The 22897-nt window shown below is 61.6% G+C and carries 19 protein-coding genes; 2 read left to right on the plus strand and 17 right to left on the minus strand.

Features of this window, described 5'->3' with window-relative positions:
* Nucleotides 1–9 precede the first annotated feature (9 nt).
* From RAK1035_RS02930 to RAK1035_RS02985, 12 genes are all read right to left on the minus strand, one after another.
* The gene (locus tag RAK1035_RS02930) at nt 10–312 is read right to left on the minus strand and encodes an urease subunit gamma (protein WP_008279418.1); all 303 of its coding nucleotides are present in this window, start codon (nt 310–312) and stop codon (nt 10–12) included.
* Nucleotides 313–324: 12 nt separating this feature from the next.
* The gene (locus RAK1035_RS02935; RefSeq protein ID WP_008279419.1) at nt 325–1137 is read right to left on the minus strand and encodes an urease accessory protein UreD; all 813 of its coding nucleotides are present in this window, start codon (nt 1135–1137) and stop codon (nt 325–327) included.
* Nucleotides 1138–1266: 129 nt separating this feature from the next.
* The gene (urtE, locus tag RAK1035_RS02940) at nt 1267–1962 is read right to left on the minus strand and encodes an urea ABC transporter ATP-binding subunit UrtE (RefSeq protein ID WP_008279420.1); all 696 of its coding nucleotides are present in this window, start codon (nt 1960–1962) and stop codon (nt 1267–1269) included.
* 3 nt (nt 1963–1965) lie between these two features.
* A complete protein-coding gene (gene urtD, locus RAK1035_RS02945) occupies nt 1966–2706 on the minus strand; it encodes an urea ABC transporter ATP-binding protein UrtD (protein WP_008279421.1) in 741 nt (246 codons plus the stop codon).
* Nucleotides 2703–3887, minus strand: a complete 1185-nt coding sequence (urtC, locus tag RAK1035_RS02950) for an urea ABC transporter permease subunit UrtC (protein WP_008279422.1) — start codon at nt 3885–3887, stop codon at nt 2703–2705. The genes urtD and urtC overlap by 4 nt, the downstream gene beginning before the upstream one ends.
* 3 nt (nt 3888–3890) lie before the next feature.
* The gene (urtB, locus tag RAK1035_RS02955) at nt 3891–5864 is read right to left on the minus strand and encodes an urea ABC transporter permease subunit UrtB (RefSeq protein ID WP_008279423.1); all 1974 of its coding nucleotides are present in this window, start codon (nt 5862–5864) and stop codon (nt 3891–3893) included.
* A gap of 64 nt (nt 5865–5928) precedes the next feature.
* Nucleotides 5929–7191: an urea ABC transporter substrate-binding protein gene (gene urtA, locus RAK1035_RS02960; RefSeq protein ID WP_232279151.1), complete on the minus strand. Its 1263-nt coding sequence runs from the start codon at nt 7189–7191 to the stop codon at nt 5929–5931.
* A 339-nt stretch (nt 7192–7530) separates the two neighbouring features.
* Nucleotides 7531–8391: an ABC transporter permease gene (locus tag RAK1035_RS02965; RefSeq protein WP_008279425.1), complete on the minus strand. Its 861-nt coding sequence runs from the start codon at nt 8389–8391 to the stop codon at nt 7531–7533.
* 1 nt (nt 8392) lies between these two features.
* Nucleotides 8393–9250 carry an ABC transporter permease gene (locus RAK1035_RS02970; RefSeq protein WP_008279426.1) on the minus strand — a complete coding sequence of 286 codons (858 nt, stop codon included), beginning with the start codon at nt 9248–9250 and terminating at the stop codon, nt 8393–8395.
* Complete coding sequence (locus RAK1035_RS02975) at nt 9250–10350, minus strand: ABC transporter ATP-binding protein (RefSeq protein WP_008279427.1); 1101 nt, start codon at nt 10348–10350, stop codon at nt 9250–9252. The genes RAK1035_RS02970 and RAK1035_RS02975 overlap by 1 nt, the downstream gene beginning before the upstream one ends.
* Nucleotides 10351–10405: 55 nt before the next feature.
* Nucleotides 10406–11467: an extracellular solute-binding protein gene (locus RAK1035_RS02980; RefSeq protein WP_008279428.1), complete on the minus strand. Its 1062-nt coding sequence runs from the start codon at nt 11465–11467 to the stop codon at nt 10406–10408.
* Between the two features lie 151 nt (nt 11468–11618).
* Entirely contained in the window at nt 11619–12593 is a 975-nt protein-coding gene (locus RAK1035_RS02985; protein WP_037296964.1) for a quinone oxidoreductase family protein, read from the minus strand.
* 356 nt (nt 12594–12949) lie between these two features.
* Between RAK1035_RS02985 and RAK1035_RS02990 the strand changes: the two genes are divergently transcribed.
* Both RAK1035_RS02990 and RAK1035_RS02995 read left to right on the plus strand, forming a co-directional pair.
* Complete coding sequence (locus tag RAK1035_RS02990) at nt 12950–13510, plus strand: DUF4202 domain-containing protein (RefSeq protein ID WP_008279430.1); 561 nt, start codon at nt 12950–12952, stop codon at nt 13508–13510.
* A 418-nt stretch (nt 13511–13928) separates the two neighbouring features.
* Entirely contained in the window at nt 13929–14630 is a 702-nt protein-coding gene (locus RAK1035_RS02995) for a sirohydrochlorin chelatase (RefSeq protein ID WP_008279431.1), read from the plus strand.
* Between the two features lie 122 nt (nt 14631–14752).
* Here RAK1035_RS02995 and RAK1035_RS03000 read toward each other — a convergent pair whose 3' ends face one another.
* The 5 genes from RAK1035_RS03000 to RAK1035_RS03020 are packed head-to-tail and all read right to left on the minus strand — an operon-like array spanning nt 14753 to nt 22888.
* Nucleotides 14753–17371 carry a nitrate reductase gene (locus RAK1035_RS03000; protein WP_008279433.1) on the minus strand — a complete coding sequence of 873 codons (2619 nt, stop codon included), beginning with the start codon at nt 17369–17371 and terminating at the stop codon, nt 14753–14755.
* Entirely contained in the window at nt 17368–17715 is a 348-nt protein-coding gene (gene nirD, locus RAK1035_RS03005; RefSeq protein ID WP_008279434.1) for a nitrite reductase small subunit NirD, read from the minus strand. The genes RAK1035_RS03000 and nirD overlap by 4 nt, the downstream gene beginning before the upstream one ends.
* Nucleotides 17712–20153 carry a nitrite reductase large subunit NirB gene (gene nirB / locus RAK1035_RS03010; protein ID WP_037296966.1) on the minus strand — a complete coding sequence of 814 codons (2442 nt, stop codon included), beginning with the start codon at nt 20151–20153 and terminating at the stop codon, nt 17712–17714. Before nirB ends, nirD begins: the two co-directional genes overlap by 4 nt.
* Nucleotides 20153–21811: an ABC transporter ATP-binding protein gene (locus RAK1035_RS03015; protein ID WP_008279436.1), complete on the minus strand. Its 1659-nt coding sequence runs from the start codon at nt 21809–21811 to the stop codon at nt 20153–20155. The genes nirB and RAK1035_RS03015 overlap by 1 nt, the downstream gene beginning before the upstream one ends.
* Nucleotides 21812–21817: 6 nt before the next feature.
* Nucleotides 21818–22888, minus strand: a complete 1071-nt coding sequence (locus RAK1035_RS03020; RefSeq protein ID WP_008279437.1) for an ABC transporter permease — start codon at nt 22886–22888, stop codon at nt 21818–21820.
* Nucleotides 22889–22897: the final 9 nt, after the last annotated feature.

Consider the following 22897-nt stretch of genomic DNA (forward strand, 5'->3'; position numbering starts at 1 on the left):
CAGTTCCTTTCAGCGGATAGGATTGTGGACGGTGACAAGCTTGGTGCCATCAGGAAAGGTCGCCTCGACCTGCACCGCATGGATCATCTCTGCGATGCCATCCATACAGTGCTCAGACGTGATGACATGCGCACCCGCCTCCATCAGATCGGCCACCGTGCGCCCGTCGCGCGCGCCCTCGACCACGTAATCGGTGATCAGCGCCACGGCTTCGGGGTGGTTAAGTTTGACGCCGCGTGCGAGCCGCCCTCGTGCGACCATCGCGGCGAGGCTGATCAACAGCTTGTCCTTTTCACGCGGGGTGAGGTTCATCGCGGTTCTCTCCTAAATCTGCCAGACGCGGGGCAAAGGGCCAGGGCGCAACACCGAAACCAGCCGCATGATCTGCCGCTTGAGCGGCCAGCCATCAGCGGCCATAAGGCGGATCACCAGCTTGCCGTCAAAGCCCGACGCGCCGCTGGTCACGCCCTCTTCGGTCAGTTCTGCACGAGCGCGCTCCACCGCATCCGCAGCCCCCGGCGCCACCAACGCCAGCGTGGCAAAGGCCCGCGCTGCGCCCAAAATGGCGGGACCAGCGGTCAACGCCTCGGTGCCCAAATGCAGCGGCTCGATCAGAACCGGGCGGCCCAAGCGCATGATCCGGCGCGTATCGCGCAGCGTTACATCGGCCAGTGTCTCGCCCATGGCAATGCGGCCCAGAACGATGGCCTCTAGCATCAGGCAAGAAGCATCCTCGGCCAAGTCTATCTCGGTTTCGCGGACGAGGTGGCTGCTGTCATAGAGGATGGTTTCCTGCGGCAGCCAATCGAGGTGCCCGCCGCCCCCTACAGAATGCCGCACCGTGACATGCGCCGCACCATCCGCGCTGCGATAGGCGCGTTCAGCGGTCTGCGTGGTGGCGGTGGCACGGCACCCCGCTGCCAAATCAAGACGGTAGGCCAAGGTGTCTCCGCCCGCCAAACCGCCGGATGTGTTGAGAAAGACCACCTCAGGGCCAAAGGCGCCCGGATGCACGAACGCTTTGGCCGACCCCGCCTGATGCAGCCGGTCCAGCCGCGCCCCGGCGGGGCCCGGCAAGAGGGCGACATGAGCCGCGCCATGGCTACGCTGATGCAAGGGGGCGGGACAGGCGGTCATGGGTGATTCCGAGTTGCGACAGGTCAGAGGCTACCTGTTGTGTCGGGGCCTGCCAGTCGCCCGGCGCGCCAGCCTGAAATCCCACAGGCGCGCCGGCTGTATCTGCCTATTTTTAGCGCAGATGGCCTATTAAATAGACACCTCACGCAAAAGCCGGTCGCGCTCCACCATCGCCGCAGGCTCGGACAGCCGCACTTCGCCCCGGTTCAAGACGACCAGATCATCCGCCAGTCCATAGGCGAAATCGAAATACTGTTCGACCAACACGATGGCAATTTCCCCCTCGTCCCGCAGCAAACCGATCACCTCGCCAATTTGCTTGATGATATTGGGTTGAATCCCCTCGGTCGGCTCATCGAGCAAAAGCACGCGCGGCTTGGCGATCAGCGCACGGGCAATGGCCAACTGCTGCTGCTGCCCGCCCGAGAGGTCGCCGCCGCGCCGGTCCTTCATCTGGTCCAGCACCGGAAAGAGATCATAAATCCGCGACGGAATCCGGTGTTCGGATTTCGGCAGACAGGCAAAGCCGGTTTCGAGGTTTTCGGTCACAGTCAGGAGCGGAAACACCTCGCGCCCCTGCGGCACATAACCGATGCCTGCCCGCGCCGCCTGCGCCGCGCTCAGATGATCCAGAACCGCCCCATCAAGCGTGATGTGCCCACCCGAATAGGGATGCCGCCCGGCAATCGCCTTTAGCAAGCTGGTCTTGCCCACACCATTGGTGCCCATCACCGCCGTCACAGCACCCGGGCGCGCCGTCAGGCTGACACCATGCAGGATCTGCGACGCACCGTAATGCAGCGTGAGGTTCTCGACGCTCAGCATCGCTTATCTCCCCAGATAGACATCAATCACCTGCTGGTTTTGGGTCACATGATCCAGACTGCCCTCGGCCAGAACCGAGCCTTCGTGCAGCACCGTCACCTTGCACCCCAAGCGGCGGATGAATTCCATGTCATGCTCGATCACAACAACGGCGCGGGTCTGCGCGGCGCGTTTGAGAATATCCGTCGTATGCTCGCGCTCGGCGGGGGTCATCCCGGCGGCGGGCTCATCCACCAGCAAGAGACGCGGATCTTGGGCCAAGAGCATCCCGATTTCCAGCCATTGCTTTTGCCCATGGCTCAACTCTCCGGCGCGGCGCGGTAGCGCATCAAGCAGACCGATTTCCTCAGCCAATTCAGCAATCCGGGCGGTGGCACGCAAGGAGCGGCGATAGAACAACACATCAAACGGCCCGCGCTTGGCCTTGAGCGCCATGGCAAGGTTCTCGCGCACGGTCTGCGCCTCAAAGACCGTCGGTTTCTGAAACTTGCGCCCAATCCCTGCTCGCGCGATCTGGCTTTCGCTCATCCCAAGCAGCGAGACGGATTTCTCTCCCCAGATCACGCGGCCCTCATCGGGCCGCGTCTTGCCGGTCACGATATCCATAAAGGTTGTCTTGCCTGCGCCATTCGGTCCGATCACGGCGCGCAATTCAGGTTCTGCCACTTGAATCGACAGGTTGTTGATCGCGCGGAACCCGTCAAAGGTCACGGAAACGCCTGAAACTTCTAGAAGCGTGCTCATGGTTTTCTCACGATCTTGTCAAAGAGGCCACCGATGCCACGCGGAAAGAACAGTGTCACCGCAACAAAGCCGAGGCCCAGCAACACCAGCCACCAATCGGTCCAATTGATCGTATAGAACCCGAGGTTGATGTTGGGCGCGCCGCCCCCCGTGAACCAGCTTGACGCAAGGCTGACAACCGCAGCCCCAATCACCGCCCCATAGAGCCGCCCACGCCCACCGATTGCCACCCAGACGGCAAGGTAAATCGAGGCAATCGGCGCAATCTCGGCTGGGTTGATGATACCAGCCTGCGGATAATACAGCGCCCCGGCGATTGCCGACACCACCGCTGTCAGCGTGAAAATGACCAGTTTGTAACTCTCGACATCATAGCCCAGAAACCGCACCCGCGCCTCATTGTCGCGAATGGCGCGGATGACCGATCCGAATTTGGCCGACACCAGCCAAGCAAAAAGCAGATAGCCGAGCCCAAGCGCAAGCGCTGAGGCCCAGAAGAACCACAGCGACAGCGTGGATTGCGGCACATGATCAAGACCGGGAATGTTTTGCAGGCCCGACAGACCGTTGTTGCCCCGCAACCCGGTGTCGTTCTGGAAAAGATAAAGCGACAGCGCCAGCGTCATCGCCTGCGTGAGAATGGAAAGATATACCCCGGTAACCCGACTGCGAAACGCCAGCCAGCCAAAGACCAGCGCCAAAAGGCCCGGCACCAGCAAAACCATCAACAATTGCAGCGTGAGACTGTGCGCAAAGCCCCAAAGCCATGGCAATTCATTGCTGCCCACCACACCAAAAATCTGGCTGGCGATGGCATTTTGAACCTCACTCTGCGTTGGCGGAATGGGCGCAGCGGAAAGCGACTCGACTACGATCCCTTGGGTGCGGGCATACATAAGCCACATGCCGATGGCATAGCCGCCAAGGCCGAAAAAGGCGAAATGCCCTAGGCTTAGGATGCCGCAATAGCCCCAGACCACATCCATCGCAACCGCGATGAGACACAGGCAAAGCGTCATACCAAGGATCTTGACCATCGAGGTTGAGAGAAGCGCAATGCCGAACCCCTCGGACAAAACCGTCACCCCAAGGGTGAAGAGCGCGAGGCAACCAAGGAACCACAAAACCGACGGGTTCTCTGCCAAAAACCGCTTGCGTGGGGCAATCTCGGGTTTGCTCATGGCTCAGTCCCCCGCCGCACGACCCTTGAGGGCGACGATACCCTTGGGCCGGAATTGAATGAAAAGGATGACGAAAAGCACCATATAGGTCTGCGCGGCCAGGGTGTTCGAGGGGTTGAACCACTCGATCCCCTTTTGCAGAAACCCGATCATCGAGGCCCCCGCCAGCGTGCCCCAGACGTTGCCGACGCCGCCCACTACAACGGTCATAAAGCTCTGAACGATGTAATTCGCCCCCATCTCGGATGTGACCTGCGCGTAAAGACCAATCGCCACGCCCGCGATGCCAGCGATGCCCGACCCAAGGCCAAAGGTCAGCATGTTGATGCGGTCCGGGTCGATGCCCATACTTGCCGCCATCCCGGGATTTTGCGTGACCGCGCGCACCTCCAGCCCCAGCCGCGTGCGCTTGAGGATGAAAAGCAAGAGCGCCAGAAAGATCAGGGCAAGCACGAAAATTGCCACGCGAATATTGCTGATGCTGACAATGTCATTCAGCGTCAACGCCCCGCTTAGCCAGTCAGGGGCCGTCAGAGGGCGCGCCTGCGTGCCAAAGATGTTCTTGGCGAGCTGTTGCAGGGCAATCGAGATGCCAAAGGTCGCGAGCAGTGTTTCCAATGGCCGGGTGTAAAGATGCCGGATCACCAGCCGCTCCATCACCACGCCCGCGCCAAAGGTCACGACAAAGGCCAGTGGCAGGGCAATGATCAGGCTGACGGTGTAATCGGGGATGAACAGCTGCACCACATAGCCGGTGTAGGCCCCCATCATGATGAATTCGCCATGCGCCATGTTGATCACGCCCATGACGCCAAAGGTGATGGCAAGACCGATGGCCGCGAGGAAAAAGATCGAGGCGAGCGAGAGCCCGTCAAGCACCAGATCGAAGGTCTGAAAGAGGCCAAGCGCGCGCGAGGTGGAAGCGAGCGCCGCCTCAGCGGCGGCTGTCACCTCGGGGTTCGGCTCGGCATAGACCTCGTAGAACACATGCGCCGCAACTGCGCGGGCCACTTCATCATCGGCAGCGCGAGGGGGCACAGTGCCTGCGGCCTCCAACGCCTCATAGGCGCGGGCACGGGCATCATCGGTGTTGAGAAGATGCAAGGGCACCCCCCCCACAGCCCCATCGACGATATGCTGTGCCAGCACATCACGACGATCAGTGGCGCTCTGACGTGGCGGCGCGAGATTGGCAGCCACCAGCCGATCATAGGCCTCAACCTCGGAAACATCCGTGCCAACCTCAAGCACGCGCGCAATATTGGCATCAGTGGGCAGGGCGGTGCCGACGCCCTGCGCGCGAACCGTCAATTGGTTGAGCACGCTGCGCGCTTCAATGCTGATATCCCCGGCCAACCCTTCGATTGCCGCGAGTCGGTAGGGCAGCGCCGATGCAAACTGCGCGGTCAAAAGCGTCAGGAGCCGTTCTTTGCGCTGTTTCAGCGCGGGATCTGTCTCGGTCTCAATAGACTTGCTCAATGGGTCGATCTGGCTGGCGTCCCCACTGCGGGCAATCGCGTCTAGTGCCGCCGCGCGTCGCGCCGGATCGGGCGCATTCAGCTCAAAGGGCACAAGCGCCGCCGCGATTACCCCACGCACTCCAGAGTTGGGCCGGATTTGATTAACGTCACGGCTGCTGACCTCGGCCACCGCAGCCCCGCTGTCGATGTCGATCAGACGCAGCGCGCCGCCCGCCTCTTCAGCATAGAAAAACAGCCCATCGTCAGGCCGCTCATAGACCCCGCGATCCTGCCACCGCAGCAGGAATTCGGCGGTTCCGGGCCGGTCCGCAGCCATCAATGCAGAGAGCACCCGATCAACGGTGCTGCGCGATGGCTTTGCGATCTCTGCCTGATACTCTTGCAAGAGCGGCTGTAGCCCCTCTTGTGCCCGTCCGTCGGAAGGCCGCAACAGGGACAAAAGGCCAATGGCCAGCACTGTCGCCACAAGCCGGGCGAGAAAAAGAAACGAACGCATCTGGATATGGGCCTTGCCTGAGAGGAAAGGCGCGCAGGGGGCTCCCCCGCGCGCCCGGTGCGCGTCAGTAGTTCGACGTCATCTGCACGCAGGTCTTGGTCTCGGTGTTGTACATACCGCAGCCAAGATCTTTCCAATCGCTCGTGAGCGGTGCGCTCTCGGGCAGGTAATCGGTCCAGGCATCGCCCGGCACCTCTGTGGTCTGGCTGATGATATCAAACTGCCCATCGGCCCGGATCTCGCCGATCAACACCGGCTTGGTCAGGTGATGGTTCGGCAGCATAACAGCCGTGCCGCCGGTGAGGTTCGGAAATTCCTGTCCCCACATCGCCGAGCGCACCGCGTCCACATCGGTGGTGCCCGCCGCTGTGACCGCGTTCACCCACATATTGAAGCCGATGTAATGTGCCTCCATCGGGTCGTTGGTTACGCGGTTTTCACCGGCATAGGCCTTCCACGCCTTGACGAATTCGGCGTTGATCTCGGTATCGGCGGACTGGAAATAGTTCCATGCCGCAAGATGGCCCACGAGTTCGGTGGTATCGAGACCCGAGAGTTCTTCCTCACCCACAGAGAAGGCCACGACAGGAATGTCGTCGGCGCTTACACCGGCGGCGGCAAGTTCCTTGTAGAAGCCGATATTGGCATCGCCATTGATGGTCGAAATCACACCGACCTTTTTACCGCCAGCGCCCAAAGCAACCACATCCGCGACAATGGTCGCCCAGTCGGAATGGCCAAACGGGGTGTAGTTGACAAAGATGTCCTCGGCGGCGACGCCCTTGGATTTGAGATAAGCGTCAAGGATGTTGTTGGTGGTGCGGGGATAGACATAGTCTGTACCCAAAAGAGCAAAGCTCTCGACGCCCAATTCTTCAAGGAAGTAATCCACCGCCGGGATCGCCTGCTGATTGGGCGCGGCACCGGTGTAGAACACGTTCCGCGAAGATTCTTCACCCTCGTATTGCACCGGATAGAACATCAGGCCGTTCAGTTCCTCCAGCACCGGCAGGGCGGATTTGCGGCTGACACTGGTCCAAGAGCCAAAGATCACATCGACCTCGTTCACCGTCAGCAACTCGCGCGCCTTTTCGGCAAAAAGCGGCCAGTCAGAGGCCGGATCGACCACGACTGCCTCAATCGGGCAACCCAGCAACCCGCCTTTGGCATTCTGCTGCTCCACCAGCATCAGGACTGTGTCCTTGAGCGTGGTTTCCGAGATTGCCATCGTCCCCGAGAGCGAATGAAGCACGCCCACCTTGACCGGGCAATCCTGAGCCAGCGCAGGGGCCGCCACAAGAACGGTGGTCGCAACGAGGCTCGCCATAAATGTTCTTTTCGTCATATTGTTCGGAACTCCCTTGTCCGGGCTGCGCGCGTCGTGGCGTTGTTCAATTTCGGGTCCCCCACCGTCATTTTGGCGACGCAGCATTTTGTTTGCACCTCTCCGCAGAGGAGCGCCGTTTGGTGTGACCAGCGCCGCCTTCAGAGGGTCTGAGCGATTTCAGACAGAACGAAGCAAACAGATTTGCGGCGATTTGCTCTAGCGAGAGCGTGCAGCGCGGTGGCGAACCTGCCAAGTTTACCGCTTTTTGGGCAGTTCGCAGGCGCACCGCCTATTTTATTTGCGATTGCAGAAAAAATGCCGCGCTGCGGCATTGCGCGATCAAGGCTTTTGCCCGCGCCCTTGCACAAGAATGCCAAGAAGGCCCAACAGGCCTGATCCCACCATCAGCGTGACCGATACGGCATTCAGCACAGGGGTAGAGCCTTCGCGCATACGGTCGAACATCGTCACCGTCAGCGGCGCATTCGATCCGTTCAGGATCAGCGTGGTATTGAAATTCTCAAACGAAATCAAAAAGGCCACGATCCCCGCCCCAAAAAGCGCGGGCCGCAGCCATGGCAAGGTGATAGTCAGAAAGACCACCGCTGGGCTTGCCCCGAGGTTGAGCGCCGCCTCTTCCAGCGTGCGATCAAAGCGGCGCAGGCGCGCGGCGATCACCAGTGTCGCAATCGTGGTGATAAAGGAAAACTGCCCGAGAATCACCAGAAACAGCCCCGGTCGCAGGGCGGAAACCTCGTATCCCGTCAGTGAATTCACCGCCTCTGCCAGAGTGGACGAAAACACGAGGATGGAAATGCCCAAGATCACCCCCGGAATGACCAAGGGTGCCAGCATCATGATATAGGCGAATTCCTTGAACCGGAAATCGTGGCGATCAAAGAGAAAGGCGGTGGTGGTCGCCACACTCAGCGACAGGGCCGTGACCCAGAATGCCACAAACGCCGAGTTAAAGAAGCCCGCGACGATGCGCCGGTCGTTGATCAGACCCAAGCGAGGTTGCTCCGCCCCGATGAACCAATCCAGCGTAAACCCTTCCCACGGAAGGCCCGGAAACTGACTATCGTTGAATGCAAAAACTGCCACCACCGCCAGCGGCAGCGCCATGTAGACAAAGAACAGCGCGACATAGGCCGCATAGGCAAAGCGCAACAGCGGCGAACGGGGGAGCGAAGCCAGCATCCTAGCGCCCCAGCGTATTCGAGAGCGACTGCCCCGACAGCCGCAACAAGAGCCAGACAAGCGCGCTCGACGTGGCCAAGAGGATAAAGCCAAAGGCCGATCCCAACTCCCAGTTGAAGCGCGTGATGAACTGCGAATAGATCTGCGCGGTGAACCACTGTCCGCTTTTGCCGCCCAGCAAGGTCGGCGTCAGATAATTGCCCAGCGCCAGCATGAACACCACGATAGAGCCCGCGATGATCCCCGGCATGGCAAAGGGAATGACGATACGCGTCAGCACGGTCCAGCCATTGCCGCCCAGATCATACCCCGCCTCGACCAGCGCATCATCCATGCCGTCGATGGTGGAAATCAGCGGCACGATCATGAAAAGCATCGAGGTATAAACCAGCCCGATCAGAATGGCTGCGTCATTATAAAGAAACTCAACCGGCCCCGATGTGATCCCCAAGCCCTGCAAGGCGTTGGAAATCAGCCCGGTTTCCCGCAAGAGCAGCATCCAGCCAAATACGCGCACGATCTCGGAAACCCAGAACGGCAAAAGGCATAGCATGAAGAGCGCCGCCTTGGTGCGGCCCTGCGCAATCTTGGCGATGTAATAGGCCACCGGAAATCCGATGAGGAATGTCAGAACCGTGGCGATGATGGAAAAGACCACCGTGCGCAACAACGTCCAAGGATAGACCCACGTCGCCGCGAAATCCGCATAGTTTCGAAACCCGGTTTCATAGACGCGCGGGGCCACTTTTTCGCGCAAGGACAGGATCAGCATGTCGATATGCGGGATCACGATCAAAAGCGCGATCCATGCTATGAAGGGTGCAAAGAGCAACCAAAAGACCAGCTTGCCCTCGCGCATCACACCCCCGCCGCCGCAAAGGACACGACAGACCCCGGCCCTAGCCCCAGCGCCACAGAGGCCCCGCGCCGCAAGGGTTCAGCCTCTCCTGATTGTGGCAACAGCGCTTCGATCACGTCGCCCCCCGGCAGGCGTGCCAATATCCGACTTTGCGCACCGTTAAAGAGCACATCCTCGATCACCGCTTCCAGCCGGTTGGTGCTGTCTTGAGCAGGCGCGCCCACGGCGATGGATTCGGGCCGGATAAAGATGTCGAGCATCCCCCCCACCTCGACCGAACCCGACCGGGGGGGCGCGGCAACCAGTGTCAGCCCCTGATCCGTTGCCAGCTTGCATCCCGCACTATCCGCCGCGATCACGCGCGCGCGCAGTTTGTTGGCATCGCCCACGAACCCGGCGACAAAGGCGGTCTGCGGCCTGAAATACAATTCCTCTGGCGTGCCCACCTGTTCGAACCGCCCGGCGTTCATCACCGCAACCCGGTCCGACATCATCATCGCCTCGGATTGGTCATGGGTGATGTAAACAAAGGTTGTGCCGAATTCGTGCTGCAACTGCTTGAGTTCGATTTTCATATGCTCGCGCAGTTTGAGATCGAGTGCGCCCAATGGCTCGTCCAACAGCAACACGGCCGGGTCGAGCACCATCGCCCGCGCAATCGCGATCCGCTGCTTTTGTCCGCCCGAGAGCTGATCAATACGCTTGGGTCCGGCATCTGACAGCCCCACCCGGCCCAGCACACCCGCAACCGCGCGGGTAATCTCGGCGCGCGGCGTGCCGCGACGGCGCAGACCATAGGCGATATTCTCGGCGACGGTCATCATCGGGAACAGCGCCAGATGCTGAAACACAAGATTGACAGGCCGCCGGTTGGGGGGCGTATCCAGAACCGACGCACCCTTGATCAGGATATCGCCCGCATCCGGGCGCGCAAACCCTGCCATCATCCGCAGCAAAGTGGTCTTGCCGCAGCCAGACGGGCCGAGAATTGAAAAGAAGGATCCCTTGGGGATTGCAAAGGACACGTCGTCCACAGCCGTGAATGTGCCGAACCGCTTGATCAGGTTACGGCATTCGAGATCGGCGGAAATACTGTCCACGTGGTCTGACCTTTTAGGGGTGACGCGGCGGTTGACCCGCCGCGCCCCATTCCAGTTATTGCGCCGCGATCTGATCCAGCAAACGGCCTTCGATATCCTCAAGACCGGCGGGGATTGGCGGGAACCACTTGATGTTGGAAATCACCTCGGGTGGGAACGCCTCTTGATAGGCGGCGCGCAGCGCCGGATCGACCAAGTCGTCAGACCCTTTGGAGGCCGAGAAAGACCCCGCTTGATTGACGATCTGCGCCGCAACATCAGGGCGCATCACAAAGTTGATCCATTTGTAGGCGGCCGCATCATTCTCGCCTTTGGCGGGAATGGCAAAGGTGTCGATCCAGCCCAAGGCCCCTGTCGAAGGGGCCACGAAGTTCCACTTGGCATCCTCGGCATTCAGCTTGAAGCCGGTCGCATCCCACGCCTCTGCGGCCACAACCTCGCCTGAGCGCATCATCGCCAAGAGATCATCAGCACCGCTCCAATAGGCTTTTACATTGGCCTTGCATTCGCCCATGGCAGTGGCGGCGGCGGTGATGATTTCCTCGTACTTCGCAGGGTCAGAATAGGCCGCGAACGGATCCTCTCCGGCGGCAAAGGCAAAGCCCAGAAGGGCGATCCGCTTGGTCCGCATAGAAATTTTGCCCGCGTAGTCAGCCGAGCAGAGATCGGCATAGGTCTTGATATCGCCCGCAACCGAGCGGTCCACAGCAAAGCCTGACACGCCCCAGATATGCGCCACGCCGTAAGCCGCGCCATCCACCGTGGTTGCGGCCACCGAGGCATCATAGAGATCGCCGATGAATTGCTCTTTGTCGATCTGGCTCAGATCGAGCGGCTTGTAGATGCCGAATTCCTGTTGCGGCCCAAGGATACGGTCTTGGCTGGGCTGTGCCAGATCAAAACCTGCCCCACCCGTGGCGCGCAGCTTGGAGATCATGTCCTCGTTATTGGACAGGGTCACTTCTACGTCGATGCCGGTCTCGGCCTTGAAGGCGGTGATCACAGACTCGGGCGCGTAACCGCCCCAAGTCAAAAGGCGCAAGGTCTCGGCAGACCCGGCAGTGCCGATCAGCGCAAAGGCTGCGCTGGTCAGGACGGTTCCCAACAGCTTTCTCATAGTCCACTCCCTGTGTATCGCCCGGTTCCCGGGCCTTTGTTGTGGCCAGACGCTATGCCGCTGCCTGCCATGCGTCAAGCCATGCGCAGATTAGGCATGAGCGAGGGCTGTCGCCAACCCTCGCTATTCAACAGCAACAGAGCCGAGAGGATCAGAGCGTCAGGATCGTCGAGCCCGTCGTCTGCCGCCCTTCCAGCGCGCGATGCGCCTCTGCAACCTGATCCAGAGGGAACCGCTGCCCGATATTGACCTTGATTGCGCCGCTCTCGACCTTGTCGAAGAGATGCCGCGCCATATCCTGACAGCGGGCGTGATCGGCGAGGAAGGTGAACAGCGTCGTGCGCGTCAGCTTGAGAGATCCCTTGGCTGCCAGCGTCAAAAGGCTCACCGGCTCAACCGGGCCAGAGGCATTGCCAAAAGACATCATCATTCCCAAGGGCTTGAGGCAATCGAGGGATGGCGCGAACGTATCCTTGCCAACACCGTCCATCACAACATCCACACCCTTGCCATCGGTCAGCGCCTTGACCTCTGCCACGAAATCGCTGTCGCGATAGTTGATGCAGGCTGAGGCGCCGTTTTCCATCGCAAGACGGCATTTTTCATCCGTGCCTGCGGTGCCAATCAACCGGATACCTTCTGAGCGCGCCCATTGGCAGGCCAATAGGCCGACACCCCCCGCAGCGGCATGGAACAGCACGGTTTGCCCCGCCTCAAGAGGCCAGACCCGATGAAAGAGATATTCCACCGTCATCCCTTGCAACATGATCGACGCGGCATCTTCAAACGAAATGCCATCCGGCAGTGGGCAAACCTGCGACGCGGGCATCACCCGCGCCTCGGCATAGGCACCCGGCGGGGTGGCGGCATAGGCGGCGCGATCACCGGCTTTCAGGTGGGTGACACCCTCGCCAACTGCCTCGACAATACCTGCCGCCTCCATCCCCAAAGCATGCGGATAGGCCAGCGGATAGAGGCCAGTGCGTTGATAAACATCAATAAAATTCAAACCACAGGCCATGTGGCGGATGCGGATTTCACCCGGCCCCGGCTCTCCTACGGGCCAATCGACCAGCTTCAACTCGTCTGCACCGCCCGCTTTTTCGATAATGACTGTTCGCGCCATGTCGTGCTCCCTCTCATTCATTGCATGATCCCTGTCGCCATGTGGCGATTGGCGGGGAATAAAGGCCAGTCCGCGGCGAAAGGCAATCCCGGCGCTTGGGATTTCCCAGTCTGCAATCCGCATGACCCAATCCTGACCAGCCGTGCCGCATGACGCCCAAGTGTTTGTTAAAAATGGAAAAGATGAACGCGTGCGTGCGCAACGCACTGTCTTTGACCGCTGACTATGTCCCTTTGAAACCTGAGGTGTGGCGGCGTGAAATGGGCCAACCGATCCAAGATCCAATAGATCAATGACAGCGAGGCCCTGCGCGGCTATGCTGAGCAGGACCCGACAGAAACATGGGGTAAAGCATTGTGAACAAACTGGAAACTGCACTTGCTGCGATTGACGCGGCCAACCGTCATGACCCGGATTTGCGCGAGGGCGAACCGGCGGCTTGGCTTTATGGGCGACGGATGAGCGCGGAATGCACTCGGCTGTTTCCAGAGGCATCAGAGCCGTTGCAGATTGCCGCGCGCGGCCAGCATATTGAGCGTTGGGTATTGAAAAGACAGGATTTTCCAGAGGGGCGTGCCGGATATCTGACATGGCGCACGACCCTTGCCAAGCATCACGCGGCCCGCGTGGGCGAAATCATGCAAGACGCAGGCTATGACAGCCATGACATTGATATTGCAGGAAAAATGATCCGAAAAGAGGGCATCAAGCGCGATGCGGACGTGCAGGCGCTGGAGGATGTCATCTGTTTCACCTTTCTCAAGTGGTATTTCGCCCCCTTCGCCCCCTCACAAGACCCGGAAAAGCTGGATCGGATCGTTACGAAGACCGCGCTGAAAATGTCGGAGGAGGGGCGCGCGCGAGTGTTGGAGGAGTTCGATCTGCCCGAGAGTTTGGCCGTTCATTTCCGGGTTTGAACCTTACAGAGCTTACGAAGCTTGAGGCGATTTTGTAAGGTTTTCCAGAACAGTTCGCGATCAGACAGAGCACCGGCCAACGCAGGCAGAAACGTGCCAGCGCGATGGTAAATCCAAGCCGTCAAAATGAGCCGACACCCGCCAGAACATGCACCGCGTGACAGCAGGTGAGATGGGAACAAAAGGTTAACAAGGGGTGCGTGCCCCATCCGATTGCGGCCAGTGCCGGGGGCCGGTGTGGCGCATGTGGAGTTTACCCACGACGGGCGCTATGTCTTGGTGTCCATCTGACAGGACGCCGGTGCGGTAATCGTTTACGATGCGGTCACGCTAGACGAAGTGACCCGCCTGCCGATGCGCAAACCCTTGGGGACATACATTGCCGATACCAAGATCACATTCCCGGACGGAACCCGCCATGAACACCGCCGCAATCATTGTAAGCCATGGCCAACCTTCGGACCCGGACCCCGCCGAAGCGGCGCTGGCCGATTTTGCCGCTGAAGTGGCACAGGCTCTGCCCGGCTGGCATGTGGGATCGGCCACGCTGGCCAAACCCGGCGCGCTGGAGGCGGCGCTGGTTGAGGCTGGGCCGGGCGCGCATGTTTATCCCTATTTCATGACGGGGGGGTGGTTCACCGGCGATGCATTGATGCAGCGGCTGGAAGGGTCGCGCGCGGTTGTCTTGCCGCCCTTTGGTCTTGACCCCGGATTGCCGGGCTTGGCGGCCGCGCTCTTGACAGACACGATGGCTGCAAAAGGATGGCAGGCACCGGAGGTGCGGGTATTTCTGGCGGCGCATGGATCAGGGCGCAGCACGCAAACGGCGCGCGATACCCAAGGGTTTGCCGAAGCACTTGCCGCGGTGTTGCCCTTGGCGGAATTGCGGGTGGGGTTTGTCGAGGAACCCCCCTATCTGGCGGATCAGGCGTTTGATCTGGGCGCGATGGCGATTTGCCTGCCGTTCTTTGCCGCAAAGGGCGGGCATGTTCTGGACGATGTTCCCGAAGCGCTGGATCTAGCGGCGTTTCAGGGTGTTTTGCTGGATCCTATCGGCTGTGCGCCGGGGGCGGCGGCGCTGGTGGCGCGCAGTTTGGCGCGGGCGATGGTGGCGGCATGATGCGCGGCTCTTTTGCTGCTGTATCCGTCAACCGCGCGGGCGGGGCGATTACTCTCGTCCTGCTGGCGCGAATGGGCCACGTGCTGGGCTGCCGCCAGTAAAGGCGCTTGTTGACCGGGCTGTCATGGGGCCGCTTGTTTGAGACGGGGCAGAGGCGGCTGTGAAAGTGCCAGCATCGCGGCCAGTTCCGGGCGGCAGGAGCCACAGCTTGTGCCCGCGTGCAGGGCTGCGCCGATCTGCTCGACGCTGGTCAGGCTTTGCGCTGCAATCGCCGCCATGATCGTATTGAGCCCGACATTGAGGCAGGCGCAGACCGTCGGACCGGGATCGAACGTGCCCACCCCCGGACGCCCCGCCAGAAGCGAGGCCCCTGCCCGCCCCACCTCGGCGGCCAGATGGCCGCGCGCAAGCTGCACGGGGTCAGGCGCGATAAAGAGCGCGGCCAGCGTGCAGCCATCGTGCATCAGGGCCAAGCGATGCGTGCCGCGCATGCGATCCTCGACACTGAGGCAGATGGCATCGGGCAAATCAAAGAGGGCGCGCGCGTAGGCTTCCCATGTCTCGGGCCTGTCCAGCCCGGCCAATTCACTGCGCCAGCCGCCTGAATGACGGGCGCGTGCCCAATAGGTGGCGTTGGGATGTTGCGGGCCGGTAGACACGGCAAAGCCATACCATGCGGGGGCAAGCGGGGCGATGGCGACAACGGCGGCCTTGCTCTCGGGTTGGCCAGAGACAGGGTCTGTCACCGGCGCGATGAGGGCATCGACGCGGCCCATCGGGGCGGTATCGCCGGTCCAGTGGATCGGTGCGAAAACTTGGCCGGGTTGCACCCGGTCGGTGATGGCCACGCGCAGGATGGCTGCACCCTGGGGGCTGGTGACGCGGGCGAGGGTCGCCGGAGCAAGGCCAAGGCGCGCGGCATCCTGCGGGTGGATTTCGAGGAACGGCTCGGCGATGTGCTGGGTGAGGCGCGGGGCAAGGGCGGTGCGCGTCATCGTATGCCACTGGTCACGGATGCGGCCCGTATTGAGCCGGAATGGATAGCAGCGGGCGGTTTGCGCGACCGGAAGGCGCGGCGTGATGGGCAGCATCCGCGCGCGGCCATCGGGCGTGAAGAATCCGCCTTGTCCAAAGAAACGCCCCCCCTGTTGCTGGGCTGTGACCGGCCAGCGGGTGGGCGGCAGCGCGTCATAATCAGCCTGCGCCAGACCCGAGATGTCAAAGTCGCGCCCCAGATGGCCGGCAATGCCGGACAGGGCCGCGTGTTCGGCAAAGACCTCGGCGGCGCTGGTCCAGCCAAAGGCATCAGCCCAGCCCATCCGCGCGGCCACATCGGCGATCATGCGCCAGTCATCCCGCGCCTGACCGGGGGCGGGCAGGAAGGGGCGTTGGCGGCTGATGGTGCGGTCGGAATTGGTGACAGTGCCGGATTTCTCGCCCCATGCGGTGGCAGGCAGCACCACATCGGCAAGCCGGGTGGTGTCGGTGCGGGTGATGTCACTGACCACCACGAAATCACAGCCTTTGATGGCGGCGGCCACTGCATCGGCATCGGGCATGGAGATGGCGGGATTGGTGTGAATGATCCAGAGCGCCTTGATCCGTCCGGTTGCCACGGCCTCAAACATCTCGACCGCCTTGAGGCCGGGCTGATCGGGCATTGCGGGACTGGCCCAGAACCCCTGCACGGCGGCGCGGTGTTGGGGGTTTTCAAGGTCGAGGTGACAGGCCAACATATTGGCAAGCCCCCCCACCTCGCGGCCGCCCATGGCGTTGGGTTGGCCGGTCACGGAGAACGGCCCCATGCCAGGGCGTCCGATCCGACCTGTGGCAAGGTGACAATTCAGGATCGCATTGACCTTGTCGGTGCCGCTGGAGGATTGGTTGATCCCTTGGGAATAGACGGTCACGACCCGGTCCGTCGTGGTGAACCAGTCGAGGAATTGCGCGAGATCACCGGGGGCCAGCCCCGTCAGACCGGGATCACTGGCGCGCGCGGCGGCAAGTGCCGCGTCAAACCCGCTGACATGCTGCGCCACATAAGAGCGGTCCACCGCGCCACGATCCGCGAGGGCGACCAGAGCCGCGTTGAAGAGTGCGGCATCGCTACCGGGGGTGAGGGCGAGATGCAGATCGGCGCTATCGCAGGTCGCGGTGCGGCGCGGGTCCACCACCACAATCCGGGTTCCGCGCGCCTTTTTCGCGGCGACCAGCCGCTGATAAAGCACAGGATGGCACCAAGCGAGGTTGCTGCCCACCAGCACCACCAGATCTGCGGTATCGAGATCCTCATAGGTGCCGGGCACGGTGTCTGACCCGAAGGCCCGTTTATGCCCCGCAACCGAAGAGGCCATGCACAGCCGCGAGTTCGTATCGACATTGGCGGTGCCGATATAGCCCTTGATCAGCTTGTTGGCGGCGTAATAATCCTCGGTCAGCATCTGGCCCGAGAGGTAAAAGGCCACGCTATCAGGCCCGTGATCCCGAATGGCCGCCTGAAAGCGGCTGGCCACGAGATCGAGCGCCGTCTCCCAATCGGCGGGTTTGCCGCCAATCTGCGGTGACAGGATACGATCCGTAAGCCCGAGGGTTTCGCCCAAGGCGGTGCCCTTGGAGCAGAGCCGCCCGAAATTGGCCGGGTGATCGGGATCGCCTTTTACCGTGGCCCCCCCTTGACCATCGGGCGAGACAAGAAGGCCGCAGCCGACGCCGCAATAGGGGCAGGTGGTGCGCATGCTCATGCCGCCGCCACAGGGATGAGGCGCGCCGCATCCAGCAGGATGCGCCCGCCCGCGACCCGTGCTGCGTAGGTGGCGACCGCCCCTGCATCCGCCCCCTGCGCCAACCCGGTTTCAAGGTTGAACACCCAGTTATGCAAGGGGCAGGTCACGGCATGGCCATGCACGATCCCCTCTGACAGGGGGCCGCCCTTGTGCGGGCAGCGATCCGAGAGGGCAAAGACCTGATCGTCGGCGGTGCGGAACACGGCGACGCAGCCCTGAGCGGTCTTAACAACCCGCGCCCCGCGTTGCGGAATATCCTCTAGCGCGCCGATATCGAGCCAGTTTTGATCGGGGCTCCTCATTCCGCCGCCTCCTGTGTCAGATCGGCCAGCGGCGCGAAATCCGCCTGCGCCTGTGGGGTGGCGCGGTCTGCCCAAGGGTCGCGTTGATAAAGGCTTTGCGACAGATCGAACCGGGCGATCAGGGCGGCGCGGGTGGCGGCATCCTCGACAATCTGCGCCTGCACCCATGCCAAACCCACCTTGGCCAGCCATTTATAGGGGCGATCCAGATATTTGGCGTGTTCGCGGTAAAGCTGCACAAAGGCCACGGTCAGGTCGATCGCCTCTTGTTCTGTGGCGACCTTGGCCAAACGATCTGTTTCGCGCAGGTCCATCCCGGCGGCACCGCCAACGCCGATCTCGAACCCGGAGTCGACGCAGACGATGCCCACATCCTTGCAGGTGGCTTCGGCGCAGTTGCGGGGGCAGCCCGAGACCGCCAGCTTGACCTTGTGCGGGGTCCACGACCCCCAGAGGCGTTGTTCCAGCTTGATCCCCAGCCCGGTCGAATCCTGCGTGCCAAAGCGGCAAAAATCGGTGCCGACACAGGTTTTGACAGTGCGCAGGCCCTTGGAATAGGCGTGGCCTGACACCAGCCCCGCCGCGTTCAGATCGGCCCAGACATGCGGCAGGTCTTCTTTCCTGACACCCAAAAGGTCGATGCGCTGGCCGCCTGTCACCTTGACCGCCGGGATGGCGTATTTGTCGGCGGCATCGGCAATGGCGCGCAATTCGCGGGGGTTGGTCATGCCGCCCCACATGCGCGGCACCACCGAATAGGTGCCGTCTTTCTGGATATTGGCGTGGTTGCGTTCGTTGACGAAGCGGCTTTGGGCATCGTCGGTATAATCCATCGGCCAGTCGGCAAGCAGGTAAAAGTTCAGGGCAGGTCGACAGTGATGACAGCCACAAGAGGTTCTCCAGCCCAGTTCCTGCATCACGGCAGGCATGGATTTGAGGCCGCGCGCCTTGATCAGGCGGCGCACATCCTCGTGCGTCAGGTCGGTGCAGCCGCAGATTGGCTGGGCTGCGGGCCTCTGGAAGGCATCGCCGAGCGTGCTGGCCAGAACCTGCTCGACCAGCCCTGTGCAGGTGCCACAAGAGGCACTGGCCTTGGTCTGGGCCTTGATCGTTGTGAGGGTGGTGGCGCCGCCATGGATTGCGGCCACGATCGTGCCTTTGCAAATGCCGTTACAGCCACAGATTTCCGCCTCAGGCGGCAAGGCTGCAACGGCTGCCAAAGGGTCCGTTTGGTCCCCCCCCTGATAGGCCGGGCCAAAGATCAGCGTGTCGCGCATCGGGGCAATCGGGGTGCCGTCCTTGATCAGGCCAAAGAACCATGAGCCATCGGCAGTGTCGCCATAGATCACCGCGCCAATCAGGCGGTCGGCCTCGATGATCAAGCGCTTGTAGACGCCGCGCGCCGGGTCGCGAAACACGATGTCCTCGCGCCCTTGGCCCTCGGCAAAGTCGCCAGCGCTGAAGAGGTCAACGCCCGTGACCTTGAGCTTGGTTGCGGTCTGGGCCGGTTGAAACGCCGCCGCCTGTCCCAGAAGCGTTGCCGCAACCACCCGTGCCTGATCGTAGAGGGGGGCCACCAGCCCAAAAAGCTGTGCGTTATGTTCCACGCATTCGCCCACGGCCAGAATATCGGGGTCAGAGGTTATCATCTGGTCATTCACCAAGATGCCGCGCCCGATTTCGAGGGCGGCATCGGTGGCGATGCGGGTTTCGGGGCGGATGCCGACGGCCATGCAGACCAGATCAGCCGCGTAGATCGTGCCATCCTCGAGCAACACGGCCTCGACCCGGTCTTGGCCGAGAATTGCCTTGGTGGCCCCTTTGCAATGCACGCGGATGCCGCGCGCCTCGAGATCCTTTTGCAGCAGATAGCCTGCGGCGGGATCAAGCTGCCGTTCCATCAGGTGGCCCATCAGGTGAATGACCGTCACCTCCATGCCGCGCGCCGCGAGACCTGCCGCCGCCTCGAGCCCAAGCAAACCGCCGCCGATGACAACGGCCTTGGCGCATGGTCGCGCGGAGGCGTCGATCATGGCCTGCGTGTCGTCCATATCACGATAGGTAAGGACGCCGGGCAGATCCTTGCCTGCGACGGGGATCAGGAAGGGGGCCGATCCGGTGGCAATCAGCAGCTTGTCATAGGGTGTGGTGCCCGAGTTGGAATAGACCAGCTTGGCCGCGCGGTCGATCCGCACCACGCTTTCGCCGAAGCGGCAGGTGATGTTGTGCTGCGTGTAAAAGGCATCGTCATGGGTGACGATATCCGCATAGGTTTTTTCCCCTGAGAGGACGGGCGAGAGCATGATCCGGTTGTAATTGCCGCGCCGCTCGGCGTTGAAGAGGGTGATATCCCAGCCGTCGGGATCGGCAGCCAGCAGATGCTCGAGCGCCCGCCCCGAGGCCATGCCCGCGCCGATGACAACAAGTTTGCGTTTCATCATGCAGCCTCTTTCTTGTGAGCGCCGTGTTCGTAATCCTCAAGGAATTGCAGAACCTCAGCGCGGTAGCTGTAGTAGTCGGGATGTTCGAGCAGCGCCTTGCGGGTGCGGGGGCGGGGCAGGTTTACATCCACGATTTTGCCGATGCGGGCATGCGGCCCGTTGGTCATCATCACCACACGATCCGCGAGCAAGATCGCCTCGTCCACGTCATGGGTCACGCAAACCGCCGTCACCTTGGTGCGCGACCAGACCTCCATCAGCACCTCTTGCAGTTCCCAGCGTGTCAGGCTGTCCAGCATGCCAAAAGGCTCATCCAGCAACAAAAGTTTGGGGGAGAGGGCGAAGGCGCGGGCAATGCCCACCCGCTGTTTCATACCGTTGGAAAGATCGGCGGCGCGCCGGTCCATGCTGTCGCCCAAGCCCACACGTTCAAGATAGTATTCCACCACATCCTGACGTTCCGCGCGGCTGGCGCGCGGGTAGACACGATCCACACCGATGGCCACGTTTTCCTTGGCGGTCAGCCAAGGAAAGAGGCTGGGCGCCTGAAACACCACGGCGCGTTCGGGATCGGCCCCGCGCACCTCGTGGCCATCAAGTTTGATCGCGCCGCCGGAGATTTCGTTGAGACCGGCCGCCATGGTCAGAACGGTGGATTTACCGCACCCCGAGTGGCCAATCAGGCTGATGAATTCGCCCTTTTTCATCTTGAGGTCGAAGCGGTCGACCACGGTCAGGGGCCCCTCGGAGGTCGGATAGACCTTGGAGAGCTGAGAGAATTCGAGATATTTTTCGGCAAGCGGGCTTTTGGCGGCTTCGGCATAGGCCTTGGGCGTGCTGTGAATGGGCGTGACCTGTGGCAAGTGCCGTGTCTCTGCGACCTTGGACGCGATGCCCACCTCCATCAGGTATTTCGTGACATCGGCGCGCAGTCGCTTGAACGCTGGATCGTTGTTCATGGCACTGCGGATACGTGGACGCGGCAGCGCGACCTTGAAGGCGGTGCCGAGGGTGCCATCCGGGGTCAGTGGAATGATGCGGTCGGCAAGCAAGAGCGCCTCGTCCACATCATTGGTGATGAGAACCACGGTTTTTTGGTCCGCCTGCCAGATCCGCGTGATCTCGTCCTGCAGGTTGGCGCGGGTGAGCGCGTCAAGCGCTGAGAGCGGTTCATCCAGAAGCAGGACTTCGGGTGTCATGGCAAGGGCACGCGCGACCGAGACCCGTTGGCGCATACCCCCGGACAATTCCGCCGGATACCGCGCCTTGGCGTGGCTGAGGCCCACCATGGCGATGTATTTATCCACCATGGCCGCCCGTTCGGCGCGGCCTGCAGATTTGTGCACGGCATCCACCGCAAGCGCCACATTGCCCGCAACCGTCAGCCACGGCATCAGCGAATAGGACTGAAACACCACCCCGCGTTCCGGCCCCGGCCCGGTGATGGGTTTGTTTTTGAACAAGACCTCGCCGCTGTCAGGCTGGGAGAGCCCCGCCATTTGGTTGATCAGCGTGGTCTTGCCCGTGCCGGAAAAGCCCAGGATCGCCAGAAACTCGCCCTCTTCGACCGCAAGGGTAATGTTCCTGAGCACCTCGCGGCGCTGCAATCCGGTGCCGAAGCCCTTGCACAGGTTTTTGAATTCCAGAATGGCCATGGCGATTTACCTGTTGTCCGAAAAGGTGAAGAGCGATTGCGCCGCATACATCAGGCGATCCAGCAAAAAGCCGATGATGCCGATGGTGAAGACCGCAACCATGATCTTGGCGAGGCTGGTGGACGAGCCGTTCTGAAATTCGTCCCAGACGAATTTGCCAAGGCCGGGGTTTTGCGCCAGCATTTCCGCTGCGATCAGCACCATCCAGCCCACACCAAGCGAGAGCCGCAGCCCGGTGAAGATCAAAGGCAGCGCCGAGGGCAGCACGAGGCGGGTGATCTTGGTCCAGGTGGTTAGTTTCAGCACCCGGCTGACCGAGATCAGGTCACGGTCAATGCTGGCCACCCCCAGCGAGGTGTTGATCAGCGTGGGCCAGAGCGAGCAGAGCGTCACGGTGATGGCCGAGGTCAGGAAAGACCGCGAAAACAGGCCGTCTTGCGTCACATAGACCGCCGAGACCACCATGGTGACAATGGGCAGCCAAGCCAGAGGGCTGACGGGTTTGAAAATCTGGATCAACGGATTGAGCGCCGCGTTGGCGGTCGGCGACAGCCCCGCCGCAATGCCCAGCGGCACAGCCACGGCGGTGGCAATCAGAAAGCCGAAGAACACCGTCTGAACCGAGGTCCAGATCTGCGCATAATAGGTGGGCGAGCCGGTGTAGGGCCGTTCGCGCACGCGGTCGGCCTGACCGGCGGCAATCAGCTCTGCGTTGCGTTGATCCTGACGCGCGAAGAAGTCGGCCTTGCGCGCCTGTTCTGCAACATGCTCGTCATGCAGTACGATCGCCTGTTCCCAGACCTGCGCCGGGCCGGGGATCGCCCCAAGCGATGTCTCCACCCGTGGTGCCAAATTGCCCCAAAGCACGAGGAATCCGAGGATCGCCAGAACCGGCACGCCCAGAAGCTGCCAGATCTGTCTGGCCTGTGCTTTGGGGTTGTCGCCTGCCGCCGCCTTGAGCAGCGGGGTCAGAAAGGACAGGCCCAACACCTTGAACCAGCCGTCCAGCCTGTTGATCCAAGTGAACAGCCGCGCGCGGCGTTCGGTTTGAAGTTGGGCGGGGTCGATTGCCGTCATGTCTTGCAC

The sequence above is a fragment of the Roseovarius sp. AK1035 genome (genome assembly GCF_003288315.1).
In the GTDB taxonomy this organism is placed as follows: Bacteria; Pseudomonadota; Alphaproteobacteria; order Rhodobacterales; family Rhodobacteraceae; genus Roseovarius; species Roseovarius mucosus_A.